Source organism: Pseudomonas sp. B21-054, from assembly GCF_026016345.1.
Taxonomy (GTDB): Bacteria; Pseudomonadota; Gammaproteobacteria; order Pseudomonadales; family Pseudomonadaceae; genus Aquipseudomonas.
The window spans coordinates 5,982,331-6,007,076 of the sequence record NZ_CP087204.1; the positions used below are offsets into that span (position 1 = coordinate 5,982,331).

General features: G+C 62.0%; 23 protein-coding genes. 10 read left to right on the plus strand and 13 right to left on the minus strand.

All coding sequences use genetic code 11. The annotated features are described in order from the left end of the window. Nucleotides 1-44 precede the first annotated feature (44 nt). The 5 genes from miaB to lnt all read left to right on the plus strand — a co-directional run bounded on the left by miaB (nucleotide 45) and on the right by lnt (nucleotide 5,482). Nucleotides 45-1,373, plus strand: coding sequence for a tRNA (N6-isopentenyl adenosine(37)-C2)-methylthiotransferase MiaB (miaB, locus tag LOY70_RS25970; protein WP_265030766.1), 1,329 nt, complete (start codon nucleotides 45-47; stop codon nucleotides 1,371-1,373). Nucleotides 1,374-1,589: 216 nt separating this feature from the next. Further along, a complete protein-coding gene (locus tag LOY70_RS25975) occupies nucleotides 1,590-2,600 on the plus strand; it encodes a PhoH family protein (protein ID WP_265030768.1) in 1,011 nt (336 codons plus the stop codon). Beyond that, nucleotides 2,593-3,051 carry an rRNA maturation RNase YbeY gene (ybeY, locus tag LOY70_RS25980; RefSeq protein ID WP_123415271.1) on the plus strand — a complete coding sequence of 153 codons (459 nt, stop codon included), beginning with the start codon at nucleotides 2,593-2,595 and terminating at the stop codon, nucleotides 3,049-3,051. The genes LOY70_RS25975 and ybeY overlap by 8 nt, the downstream gene beginning before the upstream one ends. A gap of 40 nt (nucleotides 3,052-3,091) precedes the next feature. Next, nucleotides 3,092-3,931: an HlyC/CorC family transporter gene (locus tag LOY70_RS25985; RefSeq protein ID WP_025215634.1), complete on the plus strand. Its 840-nt coding sequence runs from the start codon at nucleotides 3,092-3,094 to the stop codon at nucleotides 3,929-3,931. 27 nt (nucleotides 3,932-3,958) lie between these two features. After that, nucleotides 3,959-5,482 carry an apolipoprotein N-acyltransferase gene (gene lnt / locus LOY70_RS25990; RefSeq protein ID WP_265030775.1) on the plus strand — a complete coding sequence of 508 codons (1,524 nt, stop codon included), beginning with the start codon at nucleotides 3,959-3,961 and terminating at the stop codon, nucleotides 5,480-5,482. A 197-nt stretch (nucleotides 5,483-5,679) separates the two neighbouring features. Here lnt and LOY70_RS25995 read toward each other — a convergent pair whose 3' ends face one another. Together LOY70_RS25995 and LOY70_RS26000 are read right to left on the minus strand one after the other, a co-directional pair. Next, nucleotides 5,680-6,441 carry a YdcF family protein gene (locus tag LOY70_RS25995; protein ID WP_265030777.1) on the minus strand — a complete coding sequence of 254 codons (762 nt, stop codon included), beginning with the start codon at nucleotides 6,439-6,441 and terminating at the stop codon, nucleotides 5,680-5,682. A gap of 103 nt (nucleotides 6,442-6,544) precedes the next feature. Next, on the minus strand, nucleotides 6,545-6,865 hold the full coding sequence (locus LOY70_RS26000; RefSeq protein ID WP_265030778.1) for a hypothetical protein: 321 nt from the start codon (nucleotides 6,863-6,865) through the stop codon (nucleotides 6,545-6,547). Between the two features lie 305 nt (nucleotides 6,866-7,170). Here LOY70_RS26000 and leuS point away from each other — a divergent pair, with 305 nt between their 5' ends. The 5 genes from leuS to LOY70_RS26025 all read left to right on the plus strand — a co-directional run bounded on the left by leuS (nucleotide 7,171) and on the right by LOY70_RS26025 (nucleotide 13,286). Next, on the plus strand, nucleotides 7,171-9,777 hold the full coding sequence (leuS, locus tag LOY70_RS26005) for a leucine--tRNA ligase (protein ID WP_265030780.1): 2,607 nt from the start codon (nucleotides 7,171-7,173) through the stop codon (nucleotides 9,775-9,777). Nucleotides 9,778-9,865: 88 nt separating this feature from the next. After that, nucleotides 9,866-10,471, plus strand: coding sequence for an LPS assembly lipoprotein LptE (gene lptE / locus LOY70_RS26010; protein ID WP_265030782.1), 606 nt, complete (start codon nucleotides 9,866-9,868; stop codon nucleotides 10,469-10,471). Nucleotides 10,472-10,510: 39 nt separating this feature from the next. After that, nucleotides 10,511-11,548 (plus strand): DNA polymerase III subunit delta, encoded by a 1,038-nt coding sequence (holA, locus tag LOY70_RS26015; RefSeq protein ID WP_123415265.1) that lies wholly within the window; start codon nucleotides 10,511-10,513, stop codon nucleotides 11,546-11,548. Between the two features lie 178 nt (nucleotides 11,549-11,726). Continuing rightward, nucleotides 11,727-11,891: an alternative ribosome rescue factor ArfA gene (arfA, locus tag LOY70_RS26020; RefSeq protein ID WP_003185764.1), complete on the plus strand. Its 165-nt coding sequence runs from the start codon at nucleotides 11,727-11,729 to the stop codon at nucleotides 11,889-11,891. A 72-nt stretch (nucleotides 11,892-11,963) separates the two neighbouring features. Continuing rightward, on the plus strand, nucleotides 11,964-13,286 hold the full coding sequence (locus LOY70_RS26025) for a lytic murein transglycosylase (RefSeq protein WP_265030784.1): 1,323 nt from the start codon (nucleotides 11,964-11,966) through the stop codon (nucleotides 13,284-13,286). 130 nt (nucleotides 13,287-13,416) lie between these two features. Here LOY70_RS26025 and LOY70_RS26030 read toward each other — a convergent pair whose 3' ends face one another. From LOY70_RS26030 to rsfS, 11 genes are all read right to left on the minus strand, one after another. Beyond that, nucleotides 13,417-14,349 carry a S66 peptidase family protein gene (locus LOY70_RS26030; protein WP_265030785.1) on the minus strand — a complete coding sequence of 311 codons (933 nt, stop codon included), beginning with the start codon at nucleotides 14,347-14,349 and terminating at the stop codon, nucleotides 13,417-13,419. A 935-nt stretch (nucleotides 14,350-15,284) separates the two neighbouring features. Further along, nucleotides 15,285-16,307: a lipoyl synthase gene (lipA, locus tag LOY70_RS26035; RefSeq protein ID WP_123343931.1), complete on the minus strand. Its 1,023-nt coding sequence runs from the start codon at nucleotides 16,305-16,307 to the stop codon at nucleotides 15,285-15,287. Nucleotide 16,308: 1 nt separating this feature from the next. Then, entirely contained in the window at nucleotides 16,309-16,956 is a 648-nt protein-coding gene (lipB, locus tag LOY70_RS26040) for a lipoyl(octanoyl) transferase LipB (RefSeq protein WP_265030786.1), read from the minus strand. Then, nucleotides 16,956-17,231, minus strand: coding sequence for a DUF493 domain-containing protein (locus LOY70_RS26045; RefSeq protein WP_265030787.1), 276 nt, complete (start codon nucleotides 17,229-17,231; stop codon nucleotides 16,956-16,958). The genes lipB and LOY70_RS26045 overlap by 1 nt, the downstream gene beginning before the upstream one ends. Nucleotides 17,232-17,312: 81 nt before the next feature. Next, on the minus strand, nucleotides 17,313-18,470 hold the full coding sequence (locus LOY70_RS26050; RefSeq protein WP_265030788.1) for a D-alanyl-D-alanine carboxypeptidase family protein: 1,158 nt from the start codon (nucleotides 18,468-18,470) through the stop codon (nucleotides 17,313-17,315). A gap of 169 nt (nucleotides 18,471-18,639) precedes the next feature. Beyond that, a complete protein-coding gene (locus LOY70_RS26055; protein WP_265030789.1) occupies nucleotides 18,640-19,650 on the minus strand; it encodes a septal ring lytic transglycosylase RlpA family protein in 1,011 nt (336 codons plus the stop codon). After that, a complete protein-coding gene (gene mltB / locus LOY70_RS26060; protein WP_265030790.1) occupies nucleotides 19,650-20,660 on the minus strand; it encodes a lytic murein transglycosylase B in 1,011 nt (336 codons plus the stop codon). Before mltB ends, LOY70_RS26055 begins: the two co-directional genes overlap by 1 nt. Nucleotides 20,661-20,677: 17 nt before the next feature. After that, entirely contained in the window at nucleotides 20,678-21,781 is a 1,104-nt protein-coding gene (rodA, locus tag LOY70_RS26065; protein ID WP_265038202.1) for a rod shape-determining protein RodA, read from the minus strand. Between the two features lie 31 nt (nucleotides 21,782-21,812). Next, entirely contained in the window at nucleotides 21,813-23,708 is a 1,896-nt protein-coding gene (mrdA, locus tag LOY70_RS26070; protein WP_265030791.1) for a penicillin-binding protein 2, read from the minus strand. 10 nt (nucleotides 23,709-23,718) lie between these two features. Continuing rightward, nucleotides 23,719-24,186, minus strand: a complete 468-nt coding sequence (rlmH, locus tag LOY70_RS26075) for a 23S rRNA (pseudouridine(1915)-N(3))-methyltransferase RlmH (RefSeq protein ID WP_047229490.1) — start codon at nucleotides 24,184-24,186, stop codon at nucleotides 23,719-23,721. 9 nt (nucleotides 24,187-24,195) lie between these two features. Then, nucleotides 24,196-24,690: a ribosome silencing factor gene (gene rsfS, locus LOY70_RS26080; protein ID WP_025215650.1), complete on the minus strand. Its 495-nt coding sequence runs from the start codon at nucleotides 24,688-24,690 to the stop codon at nucleotides 24,196-24,198. Nucleotides 24,691-24,746 lie beyond the last annotated feature (56 nt).

Genomic DNA, 24,746 nt, shown 5'->3' on the forward strand with positions numbered 1-24,746 from the left:
TCCCTATAATGCGCGGTTCTTTGAATCACGTGATGACTCCGTCCATGGCCAAGAAGCTTTACATCGAAACCCACGGTTGCCAGATGAACGAGTACGACAGCTCGCGCATGGTCGATCTGCTGGGTGAACACCAGGCCCTGGAAGTCACCGCCCGCGCCGAAGACGCGGACGTGATCCTGCTCAACACCTGTTCGATCCGCGAACGCGCCCAGGACCGGGTGTACTCCCAACTGGGACGCTGGCGCGAGCTGAAGCTGGCCAACCCGGACATGGTCATCGCCGTGGGCGGTTGCGTGGCCAGCCAGGAAGGCGCGGCCATTCGTGATCGCGCGCCCTACGTGGACGTGGTCTTCGGCCCGCAGACCTTGCACCGCCTACCCGAGATGATCGACGCGGCGCGTAGCACCAAGCTGCCGCAAGTGGACGTGTCGTTCCCGGAAATCGAAAAATTCGACCACCTGCCCGAACCGCGCATCGACGGCCCAAGCGCCTATGTGTCGGTGATGGAAGGCTGCAGCAAGTACTGCACGTTCTGCGTGGTGCCCTATACCCGCGGCGAGGAAGTCAGCCGGCCGTTCGACGACGTGATCGCCGAGATCATCCACCTGGCGGAACACGGCGTGCGTGAAGTAACCCTACTGGGGCAGAACGTCAACGGTTACCGCGGCTTGACCCATGACGGGCGCCTGGCGGACCTGGCCGAGCTGATCCGCGTGGTGGCGGCGGTGGATGGCATCGACCGTATCCGCTACACCACTTCGCACCCGCTGGAGTTCTCCGACAGCCTGATCCAGGCCCACGCCGAGGTTCCCGAGCTGGTCAAGCACCTGCACCTGCCGGTGCAATCGGGTTCCGACCGGATCCTCGCGGCCATGAAGCGCAACCACACGGCATTGGAGTACAAGTCCAAGCTGCGCAAATTGCGCGCAGCGGTGCCGGGGATCTGCATCAGTTCGGACTTTATCGTCGGTTTCCCCGGTGAAACCGAGAAAGACTTCCAGCAGACCATGAAGCTGATCGAAGACGTGGGCTTCGACTTCTCCTATTCCTTTGTCTACAGCCAGCGCCCCGGCACCCCGGCGGCGGACCTTGCCGACGAAACGTCCGAAGATGTGAAAAAAGAACGGCTCAACGCCTTGCAACATCGCCTCAACCAGCAAGGTTTCGAGATCAGCCGACAAATGGTCGGCTCCGTCCAGCGGATTCTGGTGACCGATTACTCGAAAAAAGACCCGGGCGAGTTGCAAGGCCGGACCGAAAACAACCGCATCGTCAACTTCCGCTGCGACACCCCGGCCCTGATCGGCCAGTTCGCCGACGTGCACATCGACGCCGCGCAACCGCACTCGCTGCGGGGTTCGCTGATCCAGTAACCCCACACTTCCTGTGGGAGCGAGCTTGCTCGCGATAGCGGTGTGACAGTCAATATCAATGTTGAATGTGAGGGCCCCATCGCGAGCAAGCTCGCTCCCACAGTGAGTCGTGCCAAGCCTTGTGATCGGATTCGCCTGTTTAAGAGCTTTCGCACCCAGCCTACTGGCGCTATCCTTGGATTCATCTTAATTGCCCCCGGGCGGCTAAAAACGACCTTGAACGCACCCATCGAACCACATCGCTTTATTCTCGAGCCCTTTGAGGCTCGCCGCTTCGCCAATCTGTGCGGGCAATTCGACGAGCACTTGCGCTTGATCGAACAGCGCCTGGCCATCGAGATCCGCAACCGCGGAAACCAGTTCGAACTGATCGGCGAACCCAAGCACACCACCTCCGCGGAAAACCTGCTGCGTCGTCTCTACCGGGAAACCAAGGGAAGCGAGCTGTCGCCGGACACCGTCCACCTGTTCCTGCAGGAGTCGGCCGTCGAAGAGCTCGACAACCATGCCCCGTCGGAACCTGCCGTGGCCCTGCGCACGAAAAAGGGCATGATTCGCCCGCGTGGCTTGAATCAGCAGCGCTACGTGAAGGAAATCCTGGGCAACGACATCAACTTCGGCATCGGCCCGGCCGGTACCGGCAAGACCTACCTGGCCGTGGCCTGCGCCGTCGATGCGCTGGAGCGCGAGCAAGTGCGGCGCATCCTGCTGGTGCGCCCGGCGGTCGAAGCGGGTGAAAAACTCGGCTTCCTGCCCGGCGACCTGGCCCAGAAAATCGACCCGTACCTGCGCCCGCTCTATGACGCGCTGTACGAAATGCTCGGCTTCGAATACGTCGCCAAGCTGATCGAGCGCCAGGTCATCGAGGTCGCGCCGCTGGCCTATATGCGCGGTCGCACCCTGAACAACAGCTTCATCATCCTCGACGAAAGCCAGAACACCACCGTCGAGCAGATGAAAATGTTCCTGACCCGGATCGGCTTCGGCTCCACCGCCGTCATCACCGGTGATATTACCCAGGTCGACCTGCCTAAAGGCACCAAGTCCGGGCTGAACCATGTGATCCAGGTGCTCAAGGACGTGCCGGGCATCAGTTTCACGCATTTCATGCCCAAGGACGTCGTGCGCCATCCGTTGGTGCAGCGCATTGTCGAAGCCTATGAGCGCTTCGAGCATCGCGAGGCCGACGAGGCGCCCGAAGGCAAAGGCACTCGCCACAATGCTTGAACTCGACCTGCAAGTGGCCAGCGAACACGCCGCCCCCAGCGAAGCCCAGTTCCGCCAATGGTGCGAACTGGCCCTGCGCCAGCGCAGCGCCGACTCGGAGCTGACGATCCGCCTGGTGGACGAGCCCGAAGGCCGCGAGCTGAACCACACCTGGCGGCAGAAGGACTACGCCACCAACGTGCTGTCGTTCCCCGCCGACGTGCCCGATGAGTTGCTCGACATCCCACTGCTGGGCGACCTGGTGATCTGCGTCCCGGTGGTGGAACGTGAAGCGGCCGAACAAGACAAGACCCCTGAGGCCCACTGGGCCCACCTGGTGATCCACGGCTGCTTGCATCTGCTTGGTTACGACCATATAGACGATGACGAAGCCGAAGAAATGGAAGCACTGGAACGAACGTTGCTTGCAGAGCTGGGTCATCCCGACCCCTACGCCGGCGACGAACACTGATACATCAACCTGTAACGACAAAGGATTCAGAGTAATCGCTATGAGCGAAGATCGATCGAGCAACGGGCAGAAGTCATGGCTGGGCAAGCTCACCCAGGCTTTTGCCCATGAGCCGAAAAACCGCCAGGAGCTGCTGGAGCTGCTGCGCGATGCACACCAGAACAAGTTGCTGGACAGCGAAGCGCTGGCCATCGTCGAAGGCGCCATCCAGGTCGCTGACCTGCAAGTACGGGACATCATGGTCCCGCGCTCGCAGATGGTCAGCATCAAGGCGACCCAGACCCCCCGTGAATTCCTGCCCGCTGTGGTCGACTCCGCTCACTCGCGCTACCCGGTCGTCGGCGAGAGCCATGACGATGTCATGGGCGTGCTGCTGGCCAAGGATCTGCTGCCGCTGATCCTTCAGGAAAACGGCGACAGCTTCAACATCAAGGATTTGCTGCGTCCGGCCACCTTCGTGCCCGAGTCCAAGCGCCTGAACGTGCTGCTGCGTGAATTCCGCGCCAACCACAATCACATGGCCATCGTCATCGACGAGTACGGCGGTGTCGCCGGGCTGGTCACCATTGAAGACGTACTCGAGCAGATCGTCGGCGACATCGAAGACGAGCACGACGTCGAGGAAGACAGCTACATCAAGCCACTGCCCAGCGGCGACTTCCTGATCAAGGCCCTGACGCCCATCGAGAACTTCAACGAGTTCTTCGACAGCCAATTCTCCGACGATGAATTCGACACCGTCGGCGGCCTGGTGATGAGTGCTTTCGGGCACCTGCCCAAGCGCAACGAAACCACGGAAATCGGCTCCTGGCGCTTCCGCATCCTGAATGCCGATAGCCGCCGGATTCATCTGCTGCGTCTGTCTCCCATTGCCCGATAACCCCTGCGAGACCCGCTAAGGACAAACATGCGCTGGATAACCCGCCCCGGCTGGCCCGGTAACCTGCTGGCCGTGGTGGCCGGTGCGATCACCACCCTGGCCCTGGCGCCGTTCGACATCTGGCCGCTGGCGTTGCTGGCGGTCGGGTTGTTCTATGCCGGCTTGCGCGAGCTTTCGCCACGCCAGGCCCTGGGTCGTGGCTGGTGCTTCGGCTTTGGCCTGTTTGGCGCCGGCACCAGTTGGATCTACGTCAGCATTCATAACTTCGGCGGTGCCTCGGTGCTGCTCGCCGGGCTGTTGATGCTGCTGTTCGTCGCCGCCATCGCTTGGTTCTTCGCCCTGCCCGCCTGGCTGTGGGCGCGCTGGCTGCGGCGTAACGAAGCGCCGCTGGCCGATGCCTTGGCCTTCGCTGCGCTGTGGCTGGGCCAGGAAGCCTTTCGCGGCTGGTTCCTCACCGGGTTCCCGTGGCTGTATTCCGGCTACAGCCAGCTCGACGGCCCGCTGGCCGGCCTCGCGCCGTTGGGCGGAATGTGGCTGATTTCCTTCACCTTGGCCCTGACCGCCGCGCTGCTGTACAACGCGCCCCGGTTGATCCGCACCGGGCGCAAAGGCTTTATCGCGGCAGGCGTGGTGTTGCTGATCGGCCCATGGGTGGCCGGCCTGGCGTTCAAGGGACATGCCTGGACCAACCCTTCGGGCGAGCCGCTGAGCGTCGCGGCGATCCAGGGCAACATCGAACAAAGCATGAAATGGGACCCGGACCAGCTCAATGCACAGTTGGCGCTGTACCGTGACATGAGCTTTGCGTCCAAACGCGTCGACCTGCTGATCTGGCCGGAAACCGCGGTCCCGGTGCTCAAGGAATCGGCCCAGGGCTACCTGGACATGATGGGCAGCTTCGCCGCCGAGCGGCATTCGGCGTTGATCACCGGTGTGCCGATTCGGCAACTGGTGCGCCATGAAAAGCGCTACTTCAACGGCATCACCGTGACCGGCGAAGGTGACGGCACCTACTTGAAGCAGAAACTCGTGCCGTTCGGCGAGTACGTACCGTTGCAAGACATCCTGCGTGGCCTGATCGTGTTCTTCGACCTGCCCATGTCGGACTTCGCCCGGGGCCCGGCCGACCAGCCTTTGCTGCAAGCCAAGGGTTACCAGATCGCGCCATTCATCTGCTATGAAGTGGTCTACCCGGAATTCGCCGCCGGCCTCTCGGCCCGTAGCGACCTGCTGCTGACCATCAGCAACGACACCTGGTTCGGCACTTCGATCGGCCCGTTGCAGCACCTGCAAATGGCGCAGATGCGTGCCCTGGAAGCCGGACGCTGGATGATCCGCGCCACCAATAATGGCGTCACCGGCCTGATCAACCCCTTCGGCCAGATCACCGCACAGATCCCGCAATTCGAGCGTGGCATCCTGTACGGCGAAGTGGTGCCGATGCACGACCTGACGCCGTACCTGCAATGGCGGTCGTGGCCGCTGCTTATCTTGTGTGTGTTGCTGCTGGGCTGGGCGTTGGTGGCGAGCCGGATGGCCAAGACGGTTTGACTGGCTTCCCAAGTTTTGTGTGAACGCTCTGTGGCGAGGGGATTTATCCCCGCTGGGGTGCGAAGCGCCCCCATTCAAACTGTCTGGCACATCGCTATGTCAGGTTTTCGGGGCTGCTTCGCAGCCCAACGGGGATAAATCCCCTCGCCACAATAAGCCCTCTCTCCACAGATGAATCCCACTCGCCGCAACAACTCTCAGCGATAAAACACCGAATACCCCAACAACCCCACCGCCTCATTCATCAACTGCCCGGACTGCCAGATCGACTTGAACTCCGGCATCCAGCCGCCCAGCGGTCGCGCATTATCCTGTCCCAGGAAGCCCACCGGCGCTGGCACCACTTCAAATCCCGACCGCTCGAAACTCATCACCGCCCGCGGCATGTGCCACGCCTGGGTCACCACCACGACCCGCTTGATACCCGCCGGCAGCAGGATCTCGGCGCTCATCTGGGCATTTTCCCAGGTCGTGCGGCTGCGTTCTTCCTGCCAACGTACGGTGACGCCGAAATCGTCCAGCATCGAATCGGCCATCAGCTTCGCTTCACTGGGTAGCGTGCCGTAGTGCAAGCCGCCGGTCGTCAGCACAGGCAATCCCGACGCCTTGGCCAGTCGCGCCGCGTAACGCTGGCGCTCCAACCCGATACCGGTGGGCTGGTCGGCGCCCCAGGCCAGGTCACCGCGCTCGCGACCAGACCCCAGCACCACGATAGCGTCGGCACGCTGGGCCAGGCTCGACCATTCGTTGCGGGGCAGCGGCGGTTCGCGCTCCAAGGCCTTGGCGCTCCACTGCACCACCACGGGCAGACTCATCAGCCAGAAACCACCCAGCCCGACGAAAAAACACAGGCGGGCCAGGCGCGGCCGAGAGTTGCGCCACCACCAGGCGAGCACCAACAGCAGCAAAAGAAGGCCGGGCGGCAGTAACAGTTGTTTGATGAAATAGCGAAACGGCATCGGGCATCTCCATAGATGCCCGAAGCCTAGGTGGGTTGACGCAAAGCGACAACAGATTCGAAACAGCCTTGAACCAAAAAAAGCGACACGCGTGAATCCGGCTTTACTTGAACTGCAGTGACCGGATTTTTACAGCATCCTTGTCAGGCGCCCGGTCCTTGAGCCATACAACCTTGGCCGAACGGGGCACATCGAGACGCTTGACTGCCTGGGCCCCACTGGCGGGGGGTTGATGTCCGACCTGCTCGAGGTAAGCCTTGACCAGTTCGAACTCTGCGGGGCTCAAGCCGCGCAGTTCCAGCTCTGCCGGACGTTCATCACGCAAATGACCGGCGGTTCTAGCAGCGTCAAGGGCAGCCCCGAGACGATCGATCAGTTTTTCGTACAACTCAGGCGTCGTTACTTTTCGTTGTGATTCAACCATCCCTCACCTCATTGAAGATAAGACTCACTCCCCATTGAGAAGCGTAGCTTCGCTGGGCAAACCGGCAGGACGCCGCGACCAACGGCCCTGAACGCGGGCTGTGGCCGATGGTCGACGATGGCTCGACAACGCCTCGGCACGCAATCAGGGTTTCCCTCGGCAGAGCGCGGTCATGTATGCTACGGCGCTTCCTGTAACTCCACTTCCAGCTCGGCTGGGCATCGAAAACGCCGCATTCGGCGTCGTTCTGCGTCCAGCATGGCAACGAAGAGGATTGGGCCACCCCATTCAGTACAAAAGTAGCCATGCACGAACACTACCAGCCCCGTGAAATCGAAGCCGCCGCCCAGTCGTTCTGGGACGAGCACAAGTCCTTTGAAGTCAGTGAACAGCCAGGCAAGGAGACTTACTACTGCCTGTCGATGTTCCCTTACCCCAGCGGCAAGCTACACATGGGGCACGTGCGCAACTACACCATCGGCGACGTGATCTCCCGCTACCAGCGCATGCAAGGCAAGAACGTCCTGCAACCCATGGGTTGGGACGCCTTCGGCATGCCGGCGGAAAACGCCGCGATGAAGAACAACGTGGCCCCCGCCAAGTGGACCTACGAAAACATCGCCTACATGAAGAGCCAGCTGCGCAGCCTGGGCCTGGCGGTGGACTGGTCCCGCGAAGTCACCACCTGCAAGCCTGACTATTACCGCTGGGAACAATGGCTGTTCACCCGCCTGTTCGAAAAAGGCGTGATCTACCGCAAGAACGGTACCGTGAACTGGGACCCGGTGGACCAGACCGTACTGGCCAACGAGCAAGTGATCGACGGTCGCGGCTGGCGTTCCGGCGCACTGATCGAAAAACGCGAAATCCCGATGTACTACTTCAAGATCACCGCCTACGCGGATGAACTGCTGGAGAGTCTCGACGAACTGACTGGCTGGCCCGAGCAGGTCAAGACCATGCAGCGCAACTGGATCGGCAAGTCCCGGGGCATGGAAGTACAGTTCCCATACGACGTCGCTTCCATCGGCGAAGCCGGCGCACTGAAGGTCTTCACCACCCGTCCGGACACCCTGATGGGCGCCACCTATGTCGCCGTGGCGGCCGAGCACCCACTGGCGGCCCTGGCCGCCCGGAACAACCCCGAGCTGCAGGCGTTCATTGCCGAATGCAAGGGCGGCAGCGTCGCCGAAGCCGACGTCGCCACCCAAGAGAAAAAAGGCCTGCCGACTTCGCTGTTCGTCGAACACCCGCTCACCGGCGAAAAACTGCCGGTATGGGTCGCCAACTACGTCCTGATGCATTACGGCGACGGCGCTGTCATGGCCGTTCCGGCCCACGACGAGCGTGATTTCGAGTTCGCCCACAAGTACAACCTGCCGGTCAAGACCGTCGTGCGCACCAGCGCCGGTGACCAGACCCCGGCACCCTGGCAGGACGCCTACGGCGAGCATGGCGAGCTGATCAACTCCGGCGCGTTCGACGGCCTGGATTTCGCCGGTGCGTTCGATGCCATCGAAGTGGCCCTGATCAAGAAGAACCTCGGCGCCTCCCGCACCCAGTTCCGCCTGCGGGACTGGGGCATCAGTCGCCAGCGCTACTGGGGCTGCCCGATCCCGATCGTGCACTGCGACACCTGTGGCGACGTACCGGTCCCGGAAGATCAACTGCCCGTGGTCCTGCCGGAAGACGTCGTCCCCGACGGCGCCGGTTCGCCCCTGGCGCGCATGCCTGAGTTCTATGAGTGCAGCTGCCCGAAATGCGGCGCACCGGCCAAGCGTGAAACCGACACCATGGACACCTTCGTCGAGTCCTCGTGGTACTACGCGCGCTATGCCTCGCCGCGCTACGAAGGTGGCCTGGTGGAAAAATCCGCGGCCGACCACTGGTTGCCGGTGGATCAATACATCGGCGGCATCGAACACGCCATTCTCCACCTGCTCTACGCGCGCTTCTTCCACAAGCTGATGCGCGACGAAGGCCTGGTGAGCTCCAACGAGCCGTTCAAGAACCTGCTGACCCAGGGCATGGTGGTCGCCGAGACTTACTACCGTCGCGAAGCCAACGGTGCCTACACCTGGTTCAACCCGGCTGACGTCGAGCTTGAACGCGACAGTAAAGCCAAGGTCATCAGTGCCAAGCTGATCGCCGACGGCCTGCCGGTGGAAATCGGCGGCACCGAGAAGATGGCCAAGTCGAAGAACAACGGCGTCGACCCACAGTCGATGATCGATCAGTTCGGCGCAGACACCTGCCGCCTGTTCATGATGTTCGCCTCGCCACCGGACATGAGCGCCGAATGGTCCGATTCGGGCGTCGAAGGCTCGCACCGCTTCCTCAAGCGCGTCTGGCGCCTGACTCAGGCCCACGTCACTCAGGGCCTGCCGGGGAAACTGGACATCAGCCGCCTGAACGACGAGCAGAAAGCCGTTCGCCGCTCGATTCACCTGGCCATCAAGCAGGCCAGCCATGACGTCGGCCAGAACCACAAATTCAACACCGCCATCGCCCAGGTGATGACGCTGATGAATGTCCTGGAAAAAGCCGCGCAAGCCACGGAACAGGACCGCGCACTGATTCACGAAGGCCTGGAAGCCGTGACGCTGCTGCTGGCTCCGATCACTCCGCATATCAGCCACGAGCTGTGGAATCAACTGGGTCACGCCGAGCCGGTGATTGACGCTGGCTGGCCAGTGGTGGACGAAAGCGCGCTGGTGCAGGACAGCCTGACCCTGGTCATCCAGGTCAACGGCAAACTGCGCGGCCAGATCGAAATGCCCGCCAGCGCCAGCCGCGAAGAAGTCGAAGCCGCCGCACGGGCCAATGAAAACGTGCTGCGCTTCGTCGACGGCCTGACGATCCGCAAAGTGATCGTCGTGCCCGGCAAACTGGTCAACATCGTCGCAAGCTAATTGGATCGGGCGCGAGGCTTGAGCCTGGCGCCGAATATAACCTGCGAGGCCGCACCGTCGGCCCATAGGGTTCAAGGGGAGCAACAAGATGATCAAACGTAATCTGCTGGTAATGGGCCTGGCGGTCCTGTTGAGCGCCTGCGGCTTCCAGCTGCGCGGCACCGGCACCACCGCGCTGGCCATCACGGAGCTGGACCTCAGCGCGCGGGACGCTTACGGCGAAACCGTTAAAATGCTGCGCCAGACCCTGGAGAATAGCGGGGTCAGAATTTACACCGGCGCACCCTACAAGCTGATATTGACCAGTGAGCAACAAAGCCAGCGCAGCCTGAGCTATGCCGGCGCCGGTCGTTCCGCCGAGTACGAACTGACCAACGTGCTGAACTATGAGATCCGTGGCCGCAATAACCTGTCGTTGCTGGAAGACAAGCTGCAAGTGCAGAAGGTCTACCTGCACGATGGCAACAACATCACCGGCTCCGAGCAAGAGTCGAACGAAGTGCGCGGCGAAATGCGCCGAGACCTGGTCCAGCGCATGATGCTGCGCCTGCAACAACTGAGCCCGACCCAGTTGGAACAGCTGCAACAGACCGCCGACGCCCGTGCCAAGGCCGAAGCCGACGCACTGGAAGCGGCACGCAAGGCTGAGGCGGAAACCCCGCAACAGTCGCCGATGCAAATCCCGGCTCAATAAGCCTTGCGGGGCGCTCCGGCGCCCCGCTCGCCTTCTCTTATGAAACTGGCCCCCGCCCAACTCGGCAAACACCTGCAAGGCGCCCTCGCGCCGGTCTACATCATCAGCGGCGATGACCCGCTGCTGTGCCAGGAAGCCGCCGACGCCATCCGCTCTGCCGCCCGCCAACAAGGCTTCGATGAACGCCAGGTGTTCGCCGCCGACGCCAGTTTCGACTGGGGCACGCTGCTGCAGGCCGGGGCGAGCATGTCGTTGTTCGCCGAAAAACGCCTGCTGGAACTGCGCCTGCCCTCCGGTAAACCCGGGGACAAAGGCGCTGCCGCCCTGATCGAATATTGCTCGCGGCCGGCCGAAGACACGGTGCTGCTCATCAGCCTGCCGAAACTCGACGGCAGTGCGCAGAAAACCAAATGGGGCAAGGCCCTGGTCGAAGGGCAACAGACCCAGTTCGTGCAGATCTGGCCGGTGGACGTCAGCCAGTTGCCGAGCTGGATCCGCCAGCGCCTGTCCCAGGCCGGCCTCTCGGCCAGCCAGGACGCGGTAGAACTGATCGCCGCCCGGGTCGAAGGCAACCTGCTGGCCGCCGCCCAGGAGATCGAAAAGCTCAAGCTGATGGCCGAGGGCGGGCAGATCACCGTGGAAACGGTGCAGGCCGCCGTGGCCGACAGTGCGCGCTTCGATGTCTTCGGGCTGACCGATGCGATCCTCAACGGTGAAGCCGCCCATGCCCTGCGCATGCTCGAAGGCCTGCGGGGCGAAGGCGTCGAGCCGCCGGTGATCCTCTGGGCCCTGGCCCGGGAGTTGCGCCTGCTGGCCAATCTGTCGCTGCAATACAGCCAGGGTGTGCCGCTGGACAAAGCCTTCAGCCAGGCTCGGCCGCCGGTGTGGGACAAACGCAAGCCACTGATGAGCAAGGCCCTGCAACGCTACTCGGCACCGCGCTGGGCGCAATTGCTCCTCGAAGCCCAGCGCATCGACGCGCAAATCAAGGGCCAGGCCGCCGGCTCGCCATGGATGAGCCTGAGCCGGTTGTCCCTGTTGATGGCCGGCCAGCGGCTGACTCTGCCAGCAGAGTAAAAAATCGCAGCCTTCGGCAGCTCCTACAGATGTTTGCATTTTCATTGTAGGAGCAGCCGAAGGCTGCGATCTTTTCCGCGCTTGATCCCACAAATATCGCCTCCATTTACCCTATGGACAACGCCCCAGCGCTGCCCCATGATTTGCACCGCAAAACCCACCCACGAGAGATCCCCTCATGAGCAAAAAGCCATCCAAGCATGGCCCCAACAAGGCCAAATCCATCATCGCCCAACCCTTGTTCCGCAGTCGTCAGGAACGACCCAACAAGGGCAAAGGCAGCTACCGCCGCGAAGCCTTCCAGTCTGACAACTGGGAGGCTTCTTGCTTTGTGGCAGCTTGAAACACCCGGACAAGCCCTACACCCCTTTCGCATGATAAGGTCAGCACCTGATTTGTATTTCTGGACCCGTGCATGCCCTTTTGTCTTTCCCGTCGCTGGCCACTTCGCCAGATGATCGTTGCCGCCAGCGTCGCCCTGCTCGTCGCCTGCGCCGAAAAACCTACCGCCGCCGACGCCCAACCGCTCCAGACCGTCCCTGCCGTCACAGCTCCAGCCGTCGTGCCACCTGTGGTGCCGACCGGTGATGACCTGGTCATTGCGCCGACCCAGACCTTCGCCGAATGGCAGGCCGGTTTCCGCAAGGAAGCTCTGGCCGCCGGGATCCGTGCCGACCTGTTCGACCGCGCCTTTATCGGCGTCAGCCCGGACATGAGCGTGATCAAGGCCGACCGCAGCCAACCGGAATTCACCCGCCCTGTGTGGGAATACCTCGACGGTGCGTTGTCGCCGCTACGGGTCCGCAAGGGCCAGGCCCTGATCGACCAACATGCACAAATCCTGCAAAGCATCGAGCAGCGCTATGGCGTCGATCGCCAGGCCCTGGTGGCGGTGTGGGGCATGGAAAGCAACTTCGGTCAGTTCCAGGGCACCAAGTCGGTGATCAACTCCCTGGCGACCCTGGCCTATGAAGGACGACGCCCGGGCTTTGCCCATGCGCAACTGATCGCCGCCCTGCAGATCCTGCAACAGGGCGATATCACGCCGGAAAAAATGCTCGGTTCGTGGGCCGGCGCCATGGGCCAGACCCAGTTCATTCCCACCACCTACAACACCCATGCGGTGGATTTCGACGGCGACGGTCGCCGCGACATCTGGGGCAGCTCCACCGACGCCCTGGCCTCGACGGCGCATTACCTGCAAAGCTCGGGCTGGCAACGCGGCCAGCCGTGGGGGTTCGAAGTGCGGCTCAAAGCGGGGTTCAATTACCCTCTCGCCGATGGCACGATCCGCAAGCCTGTCTCCGAATGGCTGCAATTGGGCGTCAGCCTGCCCAACGACGGTCAGGTTCCGCCCGGTTCCGAACACTTGTCGGCGTCCCTACTGCTGCCGGCCGGCTATCGTGGCCCGGCGTTCCTGGTGCTAGACAACTTCCGCGCCATCCTCAAGTACAACAACTCTTCGTCCTATGCATTGGCGGTCGGCCTGCTGTCCGAGCGCTTCGCCGGCGCGGGGTTGATCGACAGCCAATGGCCCAAGGACGACCTCCCACTGAGCCGCAGCGAACGGATCGAATTGCAGACACTGCTCAGCAAGCACAACTACGACGCCGGCAACCCGGACGGCATCATCGGCGCCAACACCCGCAAGGCCATCCGCAGCGCCCAACAGTCGTTCGGCTGGCCGGCGGATGGGTATCCGACGCACCAATTGCTGGAAGGGCTGCGTAGCCGCTGATTCGCCTTATGGCAACTGCCGTTATCGCGAGCAAGCTCGCTCCCACAGTCGACCGCGTTCCTTCATTGGAAACCCGATCAAATGTGGGAGCGAGCTTGCTCGCGAAGGCTGACTTGCAGACGCTGGATGACTAGCGGCTGACCACCACATCCTGCTCCAACACCAACACCCTCTCCCCCGCATCCAGCTTCACCAGCGCCCCCATGGGCAAGGTCAGGTTCGGATCGCAGTGCCCGCTACGCCAGCCGGACAACACCGGAATGCGCAACGGTTCAAAGGTCTGCTTGAGCAAGCGGTTCAACGCTTCGACCTCCACCCCGGCCACATCCCCCACCAACACACCGCGCAGCTGTGCCAAGGTGCCGGCCAACCGTAGCTGAGTCAGCAGTCGGTCGATGCGATACAGCGGCTCGTTGATGTCTTCGATGAACAGGATTACCCCTTCGGCGTCGATCTGGTAAGGCGTGCCCATGGTCGCGGCAATCATCGACAGGTTGCCGCCCAGCAGGCGTCCGTGGGCGATGCCAGGTTCGACGGTGGTCAAGGGGTATTCGGCGGGATGGTTCAGCGTGCTGCCGGCCTTCAATTGTCCACGCAGCAGGCTGAAAAATGAGGTGACGGTTGGGGGTTCTTTGTCGCCCAGCAGATCGGCGTTGAGCAGCGGGCCGTGGAAGGTGACGAAGCCTGCGTAACGGCTGATGGCCAGGTGTAGGGCGGTGATGTCGCTGTAGCCTACGAACGGCTTGGGGTTGCGTTTGAGGAGTTCGAAGTCGATGCGGTCGAGTAGGCGTGGTGTGCCGTAGCCGCCGCGTAGGCAGATGATCGCGGTTACTTCTGGGTCGGTGAAGGCGGTGTGCAGGTCGTTGAGACGTACTTCGTCGCTGCCGGCGAGGTAGCCGTTTTTTTCGTAGACGCCTGGGAATATGCGTAGCTCATGGCCTCGGGCGCGCATCCATTGGATGGCTTTTTCCGTGTCCAGGGGGGCGGGGCCGGCGGGGGCGATCACGGCGATCAGGCCCTTGGGCGGGAGAGCTGGAACGGGGTGATGTGGGGTTAGGTCCATGCGTTTCCCGCTTTGTCGGCTTGTGTGTATATCCGTTTCTTGTGTAACGGCTACTTAGGGTTCCGCCCTTACGGCGGCTCACTTTTGAAAAGCGCAAAAGTAAACAAAACGCTCTTGCCCCCCACCACTCGGTGCCTCGCCTAGGCTCGGCATGCCCGAACGAAGGCATTGCTCCGTGGGCCGCCGCGAAGGGCCATCCATGGCCCAGCGCGGCTATCCCGGCATCCATGCCGGGATGCCCACTGCGCAATGCCTACGTTCGGCCAGCGTGGTTTAACGGGGCGCCAAGATCAAGATCAAGATCCAAAGCAAAGCAAAGCAAAGCAAAGCAAAGCAAAGCAAAGCAAGAGCACGACACATCCAGCATCTATGTAGCTGAACCACCGCCATCGCGAGCAAGCTCGCTCCCACAGGGCTTGGCGGTATTGTTCACAATATCTGGGCAGGTGCAAAAACCTGTGGGAGCGGGTGATCACAGCATCTGCACACAACACAAAAACCTGTGGGAGCGAGCTTGCTCGCGATGACGTCAGCACAGCCAACATCACCACAAACTGATCCTCCGCTTTCGCGAGCAAGCCCGCTCCCACAGGAGGAACGCGTTCACTCTAAGCCAGGCCGGCTATAAGGCCGCCTCGCGTGGCTTTTGATCTGGGGCGCCCCGTTAACCACGATGGCCGAACGCAGGTATTGCGCAGTGGGGACCTCGGCATGAATGCCGAGGTAGCCGCGCTGGGCCATGGATGGCCCTTCGCGGCGGGCCCACGGAGCAATGCCTGCGTTCGGGCACACCGAGCCTAAGCGAGGTGCCGAGTGGTGGGGCAAGAGCGTTTTGGTTACTTTTGCGCTTTTCAAAAGTGACCCGCTGTAAGAGCGGAACCGTAAGTAGCCGTTACCTAAGAAACGGATATACACCCCCCCACAAACCAGCTAAATCAAGAACCCAGCAGCTCAGCCTTGACCAACTTAGCCTGCTCATCCGCATGATACGAAGAGCGCACCAACGGCCCAGAAGCCACGTTCTTGAATCCCATCTTGTACCCTTCCTCAGCAAACCAGGCAAAGGTATCCGGATGCACAAAACGCTGCACCGGCAAGTGACTACGCGAAGGCTGCAAGTACTGACCCAGGGTCAACATATCAATGTCATGCTCACGCATGCGCTTCATGACCTCGATGACTTCCTCATCCGTCTCACCCAGGCCCAGCATCAAGCCGGACTTGGTCGGAATGTGCGGCATCATCTGCTTGAAACGCTGCAGCAGAGTCAACGACCACTGGTAATCCGAACCCGGACGCGCAGCCTTGTACAGGCGCGGCACGGTTTCCAGGTTGTGGTTGAACACATCCGGTGGCTCGGCAGCGGTGATTTCCAGGGCGATGTCCATGCGGCCACGGTAATCGGGCACCAGGGTTTCCAACTGTACGTTCGGCGACAGCTTGCGGATCTCGCGGATGCAGTCGGCAAAGTGCTGGGCACCGCCGTCGCGCAGGTCGTCGCGGTCCACCGAGGTGATGACCACGTACTTGAGCTTCAGGTCGGCGATGGCGATGGCCAGGCTTTCTGGCTCGTTCACGTCCAATGGCTTCGGTCGACCGTGGCCGACGTCACAGAACGGGCAACGACGGGTGCAGATGTCGCCCATGATCATGAATGTGGCGGTGCCGCCGGAGAAGCACTCGCCCAGGTTCGGGCAGGAGGCTTCTTCGCAGACGCTGTGCAGCTTGTGCTTGCGCAGCAGGGCCTTGATACGGTCGACTTCCGGAGACACCGGGATACGGACGCGAATCCAGTCGGGTTTCTTCGGCAATTCGGTGGTCGGAATGATCTTCACCGGGATGCGTGCAACCTTTTCGGCGCCGCGCAGCTTGACGCCGGCCTCTACCTTGGCACGCGGGGCCGGACGCTCGGTAACATCCAGCGTCGGGATCATGGTTTGCACTGCATCAGTAGTCATATCAGTCGATTCCGCCCGTAAGGGTCGTCTGCTCAGCATAGTCGAGGTGTTTGACGAGCTGCGCGCGCAGCCGGGCACTTACCTCGGCAAATTCAATCGATCCTGTGTGATCGCGCAGCTGGGTCATTGCCAGCCCCGCGTAACCACAGGGATTAATCCGTCGAAACGGCGAAAGGTCCATGTCCACGTTCAACGCCAGGCCGTGAAACGAACAGCCGTGGCGGATCCGCAGCCCCAGGGAAGCGATTTTCGCCCCGTCGACGTAGACACCCGGCGCATCCGGCTTGGCCGCCGCGGTCACGCCATAGCTGGCCAGCAGCTCGATCAGGCAGGTTTCCATGCGCGTGACCAGCTCACGTACGCCAAATCCCAGCTTGCGCACGTCCAGCAACAGGTAGGCGACCAGTTGGCCAGGGCCATGGTAGGTCACCTGCCCGCCCCGGTCGACCTTCACCACCGGAATATCCCCCGGCAGCAACAGGTGCTCGGCCTTGCCGGCCTGGCCCTGGGTGAACACCGGAGGGTGTTCCACCAGCCAGACTTCATCGTCGGCAGTGTTCCCACGATCGTTCGTGAAGCGTTGCATGGCATGCCAGACCGGCTCGTAAGCCATCCGACCCAGCTCGCGAAAGCCCAGCGTGCCCGGCATCACAGCACCATGTGCACGAAACCGGTCGCGCGCAACTCGCTGTTGATGTCGTACAGCTGTTCCTGGCCAGTGGCGATAATGTGCAACTGGATGGTGGTGTACTTGCCGTTGGTACTCTGGCGTTCGGCCAGGGTCCTGTGATCAACGGTGGCATGTTTTTCAAGGATCTCGATGATCCGATCCTTGAAACCCACACCCGTGTCGCCGATTACCTTGATCGGATAATCCGCGCAGGGGAATTCGATTTTTGGCGCCTTTACTTCGGAGTCTGTCATGGCGTAACGGCCTCGTAAGCCGTGGTAACGAACATGGCCCCGCACCGAATAGGAACGGGGCCATGGAGGTCAACACTTAAATCAGTTGAACAAGCCGTAGAAGAATAGACGGATGCTATCCCACATGCGGCGGAAGATACCACCTTCCTCGACCACGTCCAGAGCGATCAGGTCAGCGCTGTGCACCACTTTGTCGTCCAATTTGACTTCGACTTTACCGATCACATCGCCCTTGGCGATGGGGGCGGTCAGTTGCGGGTTCATGGTCATGCTGGCAGCGAGCTTCTTGAGCTGGCCTTTGGGCAGGGTCATGGTCAGGTCCTGGGCCAAGCCGGCTTTCACCTGGTTGGTGGTGCCTTTCCAGACCTGGGCCTGGGCCAGTTCGGTGCCCTTCTGGTAGAAGGTCTGGGTTTCGAAGAAGCGGAAACCGTAGGTCAGCAACTTCTGGGTCTCGGCGGCACGGGCCACTTCGCTGCTGGTGCCGAAGACGACCGCGATCAGGCGCATGCCGTCACGAACAGCCGAAGACACCATGCAATAGCCGGCTTCGTCGGTATGACCGGTCTTCAGGCCATCGACGGTCTTGTCGCGCCACAGCAGCAGGTTGCGGTTAGGCTGCTTGATGCCGTTCCAGAAGAACTCTTTCTGGGAGTAGATGGCGTAGTGAGCCGGGTCTTCGTGGATGATTGCCCGCGCCAGGACCGCCATGTCGTGAGCCGACGAGTAATGCTCGGGGTTCGGCAGGCCGGTAGGGTTCATGAAGTGGCTGTTGGTCATGCCCAGGTCGGCGACGGTTTTGTTCATCATGTCGGCGAACGCATCTTCGCTGCCGGCAATGTGCTCGGCCAGGGCGACGCTGGCGTCGTTGCCGGACTGGATGATGATGCCGTGCAGCAGGTCGCTGACGGTCACTTGCGAACCGACCTTGATGAACATCCGCGAACCGCCGGTACGCCAGGCGTTTTCGCTGACGGTCACCGGATCGTTTTCACCGATCTGGCCGCGACGGATTTCCAGGGTCGCGATGTAGGCGGTCATCAGCTTGGTCAGGCTGGCCGGTGGCAGGCGCTGGTCACCGTTGTTCTCCACCAGCACCTCGCCGCTGCTGGCATCCATGAGTACAAAGGATTTGGCAGCCAGTTGAGGGGGAGCCGGCATCATCTCGACCGCGAACGCGGCCGGTGAGAGAAGCAGCGGGACTAGCAGGCAAAGGCGTTTGGCAAAGGTGGTGATGTTCATCCGTCTCTCGAAATCGCTAATGGAACTGCCCGAAGGCAAAACTGAAACAGGCAGCTTTCTAACGAGCTGCCGCGTATTTAAGTTGCTCACTCACTGCCCTTGCCGGGCTTTTTATTGTTCATGGAGCCAACAACTTGACCCGCTCCAACCGCAAGCGGGCCTCATTCAATTACTCAGCGGTGACCAGGCTCGGCGAACCGAGATTGGCCAGGCGCACACTGTTCTGCACTTGCTGGACTTCACCCGGAGAACCGATCGGCCCCAGGCGCACCCGATGCAGTGTCTGCTGGTTGCGCACGATCGAGCTGATGAACACCGGGGCGCTCACCATCGAGCTGAGCTTCGACCTCAGCAGCTCGGCAGCGTCCGGGTTGGCGAACGCGCCCACTTGCAGATACTGGCCAGACGCTGTTGCAGAAGCGTTTTTTTTTGCGTCCAACTGCATAGGCACCACGGCTGCGGCGTGTTGCTGCGGCGGTGGCGTCCATTGCTCGACCGTACCGGTGGACGCCGTCACGGTTGGCGCGGCATTTTGCGCCACTTTCGGCTCGTTGAGCATCAAAGGCGCCGGACGGCCACGTTGGGCCCACCATTCCTGCGGGTCGATGCCTTCGACCTTGACCCGCGCGGTGCCGATTTCAGCGTAACCGAGTTTTTTCGCCGCCGCATACGACAGGTCGATGATACGGTCGGAGTAGAACGGCCCACGGTCGTTGACCCGCAGGATCACGCTCTTGTTGTTGTCCAGGTTGGTCACCCGCACGTAGCTGGGCAGCGGCAAGGTCTTGTGGGCCGCGCTCATGCCATACAGGTCATACACCTCGCCATTGGCGGTGTTCTGGCCGTGGAACTTGGTGCCATACCAGGACGCCGTGCCCGAAGCGACGTAGCGCTTGGACTCGGACAGCGGGAAATAGGTCTTGCCCAGCACCGTGTACGGGTTGGCCTTGTAGGGACCGGTGTGCAGGGTCGGCGTCGCGTCGGGAATGCGCGAGACGTCCACGTCCCACCACGGCGCGCCGTCCTTGTGGGCCCGGTTGATGTCCAGGCCCGGCGTGGCGCGTACGGCGGTGGGGTTTTTCTGGGCCGGCGCGCGGCTGGTCGAACAACTGACGACCAACAGCGACAACGCGGCCAATGCCACGAGCTTCAGGGGTTGATAGGTAGGCAATGCCCGCATTATTTGACGCCCCGTGCTTTGACCAGCTCTTCAGACAGTTGATGTACGGCCATGGCGTACATCACGCTGCGGTTATAACGCGTAATCGCGTAGAAATTCTTCAGGCCCATCCAATACTCGGGGCCCTGCTCGCCTTCCAGGCGGATCGCGGTGACCGGCATGTCATCACGCAGCGCATCATGACTCGACCAGCCCAACGCCCGCAACTCCCCGACGGTTTTCGTCGGCTCCAGGCCCTCGGTCAGGCCCTCGTCCACACGGTCGCCACGCACGTCGGCGCGGCTGACCACCGGCTGCCCGGCCTCCCAGCCGTGGCGTTTGAAGTAGCTGGCAACACTGCCGATGGCATCGGTCGGGTTGGTCCAGATATTAATGTGGCCGTCGCCGTCGAAGTCCACCGCGTAGGCGCGGAAACTGCTGGGCATGAACTGGGGCAGGCCCATGGCCCCGGCGTAGGAGCCCTTGAGGGTCAGCGGATCGACCTGTTCTTCGCGGGCCAGCAGCAGGAATTCACGCAGCTCCTTGCGGAAGAACTCGGCACGTGGCGGGAAATCGAAGCCCAGGGTCGACAGCGCGTCGATCACCCGGAAATTCCCGGTGTTGCGGCCAAAAAAGGTCTCGACGCCAATGATCGACACGATGACCTGGGCCGGCACGCCGTATTCCTGCTCGGCACGGGCCAGCGCGGCCTCGTGCTGGCGCCAGAAGTCCACGCCCCGGGCAACGCGGGCCTCGGTGATGAACATCGGCCGGTACTCGCTCCACTGCTTGACCCGCTCGGCGGGCCGGGAGATCGCGTCGAGGATCGACTGCTTGCGTTCGGCCTCGCGGAACACCCCCATCAGCTGTTCACCGGCAAAACCGTAGTCGCGGGTCATTTCACCGACGAATTCGGCCACTTGGGGCGAGCCTTCGTAGTCGCCGGCCAAGGCTTGCGGCGCACCGCCCAGGAAGCCGACCAGGCCAATCCACGGCACGTACCGCGTTGACCAGCCACGCATTGCTTGCATTAAACTCTTCACCTTATTCAAACCTGCGCGATCCACTTACGATGGGTATGGATCGACATCAAGACCCCAAACGCTGACAGTAGCGTCACCAGCGAAGTTCCTCCGTAGCTAATGAATGGCAACGGCACCCCCACAACCGGTAACAGGCCACTGACCATACCGATGTTGACGAAAACATAAACAAAAAACGTCATGGTCAGGCTGCCCGCGAGCAACTTGCCGAACAATGTCTGGGCCTGGGCCGTAATCACCAGCCCGCGACCGATCAGCAGCAGGTAGATCAACAGCAACACACAAATACCCACCAGGCCGAACTCCTCGCCCATCACCGCGATGATGAAGTCGGTGTGGCTTTCCGGCAGGAAGTCCAGGTGCGACTGGGTGCCCATCAGCCAGCCCTTGCCGAACACCCCGCCGGAACCGATGGCCGCCTTGGACTGGATGATGTTCCAGCCGGTGCCCAACGGATCGCTCTCCGGGTCGAGGAAGGTCAGGACGCGCTGCTTCTGGTAGTCGTGCATCACGAAGTACCACATGGCCACCGACACCGGCACGGCGGCGGCGATCACGCTGAGAATCCAGCGCCAGCGCAACCCGCCCATGAACAGCACGAAGGCACCGCCGGCCAGGATCAGCAGCGAGGTGCCGAGGTCCGGCTGGCGCACGATCAGGATGAACGGGATGCCGATCAACAACAGGCTGATGCACACGTGCTTGAGCTGCGGCGGCAAGGAACGCTTGGACAGGTACCAGGCAATGGTCGCCGGCATGATGATCTTGAGGAATTCCGAAGGCTGGAAGCGGATCACCCCGGGGATGTTGATCCAGCGCGTGGCGCCCATGGCGTTGTGGCCCATCACGTCCACCACCACCAGCAGGCTCACGCCCACCACATAGGCCACCGGCACCCAGCGCGCCATGAACCGCGGCTCGAGCTGGGCAATGACGATCATCGACACCAGGCCGATGCCGAACGAAGTGGCTTGCTTAGCCAGCAGATCCCAGCTCTTGCCGCTGGCCGAATACAGCACGAACAGGCTGCCGGCGGCCAGCGTCAACAACAGGATCAGCAACGGGCCATCGATGTGCATGCGCTGCAACAACGTGGCGCGACGGCGCATCACGTCTTCGCTGGAGAGGATCCGGTCGAAATTATTCTTCACGGGCCGTAGCCTCCGCAGTGATGGGGCTTGCGTATTCAGGCTTGAGCTGGCCGTGCTCATCCAGCAGCCAGGCGTCCATGATCTGGCGCACCACGGGCGCGGCGACGCCGGAGCCCGACTCACCGTTCTCGACCATCACCGACACGACGATTTTCGGGTTGTCGGCCGGCGCGAAACCGACGAACAAGGCGTGGTCGCGGTGGCGTTCCTGGACCTTGGAGCGGTCGTACTTCTCGCCCTGCTTGATGGCGACGACCTGGGCCGTACCGCTCTTGCCGGCAATGCGGTACTGCGCGCCGATGGCCGCCTTGCGCGCGGTCCCCCGGGCGCCGTGCATCACCTGCTGCATACCGTTGTTGACCTTTTGCCAGTCCGACGGATTGCGCAGGATGATGTCCGGCATCGGGTTCGGGTCCACCGGCTTCTGGCCTTCGATGGTCTTGGCCAGGTGCGGGCGATACCACTTGCCCTTGCTCGCCACCAGGGCCGTGGCCTGGGCCAGTTGCAGCGGGGTTGCCTGCATGTAGCCCTGGCCGATCCCCAGGATCAGGGTTTCGCCGGGGAACCAGGCCTGGCGACGGGTCGCGCGCTTCCACTCCCGGGACGGCATCAGGCCAGGGGATTCCTCGAACATGTCCAGGGAGACTTTCTGGCCGATGCCGAACTTGCCCATATAGGACGACAGCCGATCGATCCCCAGCTTATGGGCCAGGTCATAGAAGTAGGTGTCGTTGGAGCGCATGATCGCCGTTTCCAGGTCCACGTAACCGTCGCCGGTGCGGTTCCAGTTGCGGTACTTGTGATCGTAGTTCGGCAGTTGGTAATAGCCGGGGTCGTAGACCCGGCTCGAGGCGTTCACTACGCCAGAGTCCAGCCCGGCAATCGCCACGGCGGGCTTGATGGTCGAGCCCGGCGGATACAGGCCGCGCAACACGCGGTTGAACAAGGGCCGGTCGATGGAATCGCGCAACTCGGAATAGGCCTTGAAGCTGATCCCGGTGACGAACAGGTTCGGGTCGAAACTCGGCTGGCTGACCATGGCCAGGACCTCGCCGGTGTTCGGATCCAGCGCCACTACGGCGCCACGACGCCCGCCCAGCGCCGCTTCGGCGGCTTCCTGCAGCTTGATGTCCAGGCTCAGGACGATGTCCTTGCCGGGGATCGGGTCGGTGCGCTTGAGCACCCGCAATACGCGGCCGCGAGCGTTGGTCTCGACCTCTTCGTAACCCACCTGGCCATGCAGCTCAGGCTCGTAGAAGCGCTCGATGCCGGTCTTGCCTATGTGGTGAGTGCCGCTGTAATTGACCGGATCGAGGGTCTTGAGCTCTTTCTCGTTGATCCGCCCCATATAGCCGACCGAGTGGGCAAAGTGCGGCCCCTGGGGATAATGCCGCACCAACTGCGCCACCACCTCGACGCCGGGCAGACGGAACTGGTTCACGGCGATCAGGGCGATCTGCTCTTCGGTCAGCTCGAACAGGATCGGCACCGGCTCGAACGGGCGCCGCCCCTGGCGCATGCGCTTCTCGAAAATCGCCCGGTCCTCGGGCGTCAGCTGCAGCACTTCGACGATCACGTCGAGCACATGCTGCCAATCGCCGGAGCGCTCGCGGGTCATGCTCAGGCTGAAGCTGGGCCGGTTATCCGCCACCACCACGCCATTGCGGTCGAAAATCAGCCCACGGGTCGGCGGAATCGGCTGCACATGCACGCGGTTGTTTTCCGACAGGGTCGAGTGGTACTCGTATTGAATCACCTGGAGGAAATACAGCCGCGCGATCAGCACGCAGATCAGCGTCACCACCGTAATGGCACCGAACACGACGCGGCCCCGCACCAGGCGGGCGTCTTTTTCGTGGTCCTTGATGCGGATCGGCTGAGGCATGAGGGCAGGGTTACTTGTGGTAAGGGTGCCCGGACAGGACTGTCCAGGCACGATACAACTGTTCGCCGATCAGAATCCGCACCAACGGGTGCGGCAACGTCAACGGCGACAACGACCAACGTTGATCGGCCCGGGCACAGACTTCCGGCGCCAGCCCTTCCGGGCCACCAACCATGAAATTGACCGTGCGCGCATCCAGCCGCCAGCGATCGAGCTCGACCGCCAGTTGCTCGGTGCTCCAGGGCTTGCCGTGGACTTCGAGGGTGACGATCCGCTCGTTCGGCCCGACCTTGGCCAGCATGGCTTCGCCTTCCTGGCGGATAAAGCGCGCCACGTCGGCGTTCTTGCCACGGGTGTTGAGCGGAATTTCCACCAGTTCCAGGGCCAGTTCGGAAGGAAGACGCTTGGCATATTCATGCCAGCCTTCTTCCACCCACTTGGGCATGCGAGAACCGACGGCGATCAGGCGCAGTCGCACAGCGGTCCCTTATTGCTGGTCTTTGTTGAGCTTGGTGAAGTGCTCATGGCTGTTTTCCGGGCTGTGGTGCGCGGCGCTAGCCGAACGGCTCTGCTCGGCACCGGCCCACAGGCGTTCCAGGTCATAGAACTGGCGCGCCGAGGCGGTCATCATGTGCACGATGACATCGTCCATATCCAGCAGGACCCAGTCGCTGTCGCCCTTGCCTTCTTCACCCAGCGGCTTGACGCCCTGGGCCTTCACCGCTTCGCGGACCTTGTCCAGCATCGCGCCGATCTGGCGGTTGGAGGTACCGGTGGCGATGATCATGTAGTCCGTGATGCTCTGCTTTTCACGAACGTCGATCACCTGGATGTCCTGGGCCTTGACGTCTTCCAGGGCGGCCACGGCGACCTTGACCAGCTCTTCGCCCGCCAGGACCACGCCGGTATGCGCCTCTACAGGCAGCGGGGCGCTTTTGAACGTGCCTTTGCGCTTTACTTTGCTTACGTCTTTGTCAGTCATATAAAACTCGTTTTGCTCGTATGTTCGGGCGCTTCGCTACACGCATTCACGTGCCT

What these genes read in the sequence shown, in the direction of transcription:
- miaB (WP_265030766.1), top strand. Translation starts at nt 45, where the DNA reads ATGGCCAAGAAGCTTTACATCGAAACCCACGGTTGCCAGATGAACGAG.
- ybeY (WP_123415271.1), top strand. Translation starts at nt 2,593, where the DNA reads ATGCTTGAACTCGACCTGCAAGTGGCCAGCGAACACGCCGCCCCCAGC.
- LOY70_RS25985 (WP_025215634.1), top strand. Translation starts at nt 3,092, where the DNA reads ATGAGCGAAGATCGATCGAGCAACGGGCAGAAGTCATGGCTGGGCAAG.
- lnt (WP_265030775.1), top strand. Translation starts at nt 3,959, where the DNA reads ATGCGCTGGATAACCCGCCCCGGCTGGCCCGGTAACCTGCTGGCCGTG.
- LOY70_RS25995 (WP_265030777.1), bottom strand. Translation starts at nt 6,441, where the DNA reads ATGCCGTTTCGCTATTTCATCAAACAACTGTTACTGCCGCCCGGCCTT.
- LOY70_RS26000 (WP_265030778.1), bottom strand. Translation starts at nt 6,865, where the DNA reads ATGGTTGAATCACAACGAAAAGTAACGACGCCTGAGTTGTACGAAAAA.
- leuS (WP_265030780.1), top strand. Translation starts at nt 7,171, where the DNA reads ATGCACGAACACTACCAGCCCCGTGAAATCGAAGCCGCCGCCCAGTCG.
- lptE (WP_265030782.1), top strand. Translation starts at nt 9,866, where the DNA reads ATGATCAAACGTAATCTGCTGGTAATGGGCCTGGCGGTCCTGTTGAGC.
- holA (WP_123415265.1), top strand. Translation starts at nt 10,511, where the DNA reads ATGAAACTGGCCCCCGCCCAACTCGGCAAACACCTGCAAGGCGCCCTC.
- arfA (WP_003185764.1), top strand. Translation starts at nt 11,727, where the DNA reads ATGAGCAAAAAGCCATCCAAGCATGGCCCCAACAAGGCCAAATCCATC.
- LOY70_RS26025 (WP_265030784.1), top strand. Translation starts at nt 11,964, where the DNA reads ATGCCCTTTTGTCTTTCCCGTCGCTGGCCACTTCGCCAGATGATCGTT.
- LOY70_RS26030 (WP_265030785.1), bottom strand. Translation starts at nt 14,349, where the DNA reads ATGGACCTAACCCCACATCACCCCGTTCCAGCTCTCCCGCCCAAGGGC.
- lipA (WP_123343931.1), bottom strand. Translation starts at nt 16,307, where the DNA reads ATGACTACTGATGCAGTGCAAACCATGATCCCGACGCTGGATGTTACC.
- lipB (WP_265030786.1), bottom strand. Translation starts at nt 16,956, where the DNA reads ATGCCGGGCACGCTGGGCTTTCGCGAGCTGGGTCGGATGGCTTACGAG.
- LOY70_RS26045 (WP_265030787.1), bottom strand. Translation starts at nt 17,231, where the DNA reads ATGACAGACTCCGAAGTAAAGGCGCCAAAAATCGAATTCCCCTGCGCG.
- LOY70_RS26050 (WP_265030788.1), bottom strand. Translation starts at nt 18,470, where the DNA reads ATGAACATCACCACCTTTGCCAAACGCCTTTGCCTGCTAGTCCCGCTG.
- LOY70_RS26055 (WP_265030789.1), bottom strand. Translation starts at nt 19,650, where the DNA reads ATGCGGGCATTGCCTACCTATCAACCCCTGAAGCTCGTGGCATTGGCC.
- mltB (WP_265030790.1), bottom strand. Translation starts at nt 20,660, where the DNA reads ATGCAAGCAATGCGTGGCTGGTCAACGCGGTACGTGCCGTGGATTGGC.
- rodA (WP_265038202.1), bottom strand. Translation starts at nt 21,781, where the DNA reads ATGCGCCGTCGCGCCACGTTGTTGCAGCGCATGCACATCGATGGCCCG.
- mrdA (WP_265030791.1), bottom strand. Translation starts at nt 23,708, where the DNA reads ATGCCTCAGCCGATCCGCATCAAGGACCACGAAAAAGACGCCCGCCTG.
- rsfS (WP_025215650.1), bottom strand. Translation starts at nt 24,690, where the DNA reads ATGACTGACAAAGACGTAAGCAAAGTAAAGCGCAAAGGCACGTTCAAA.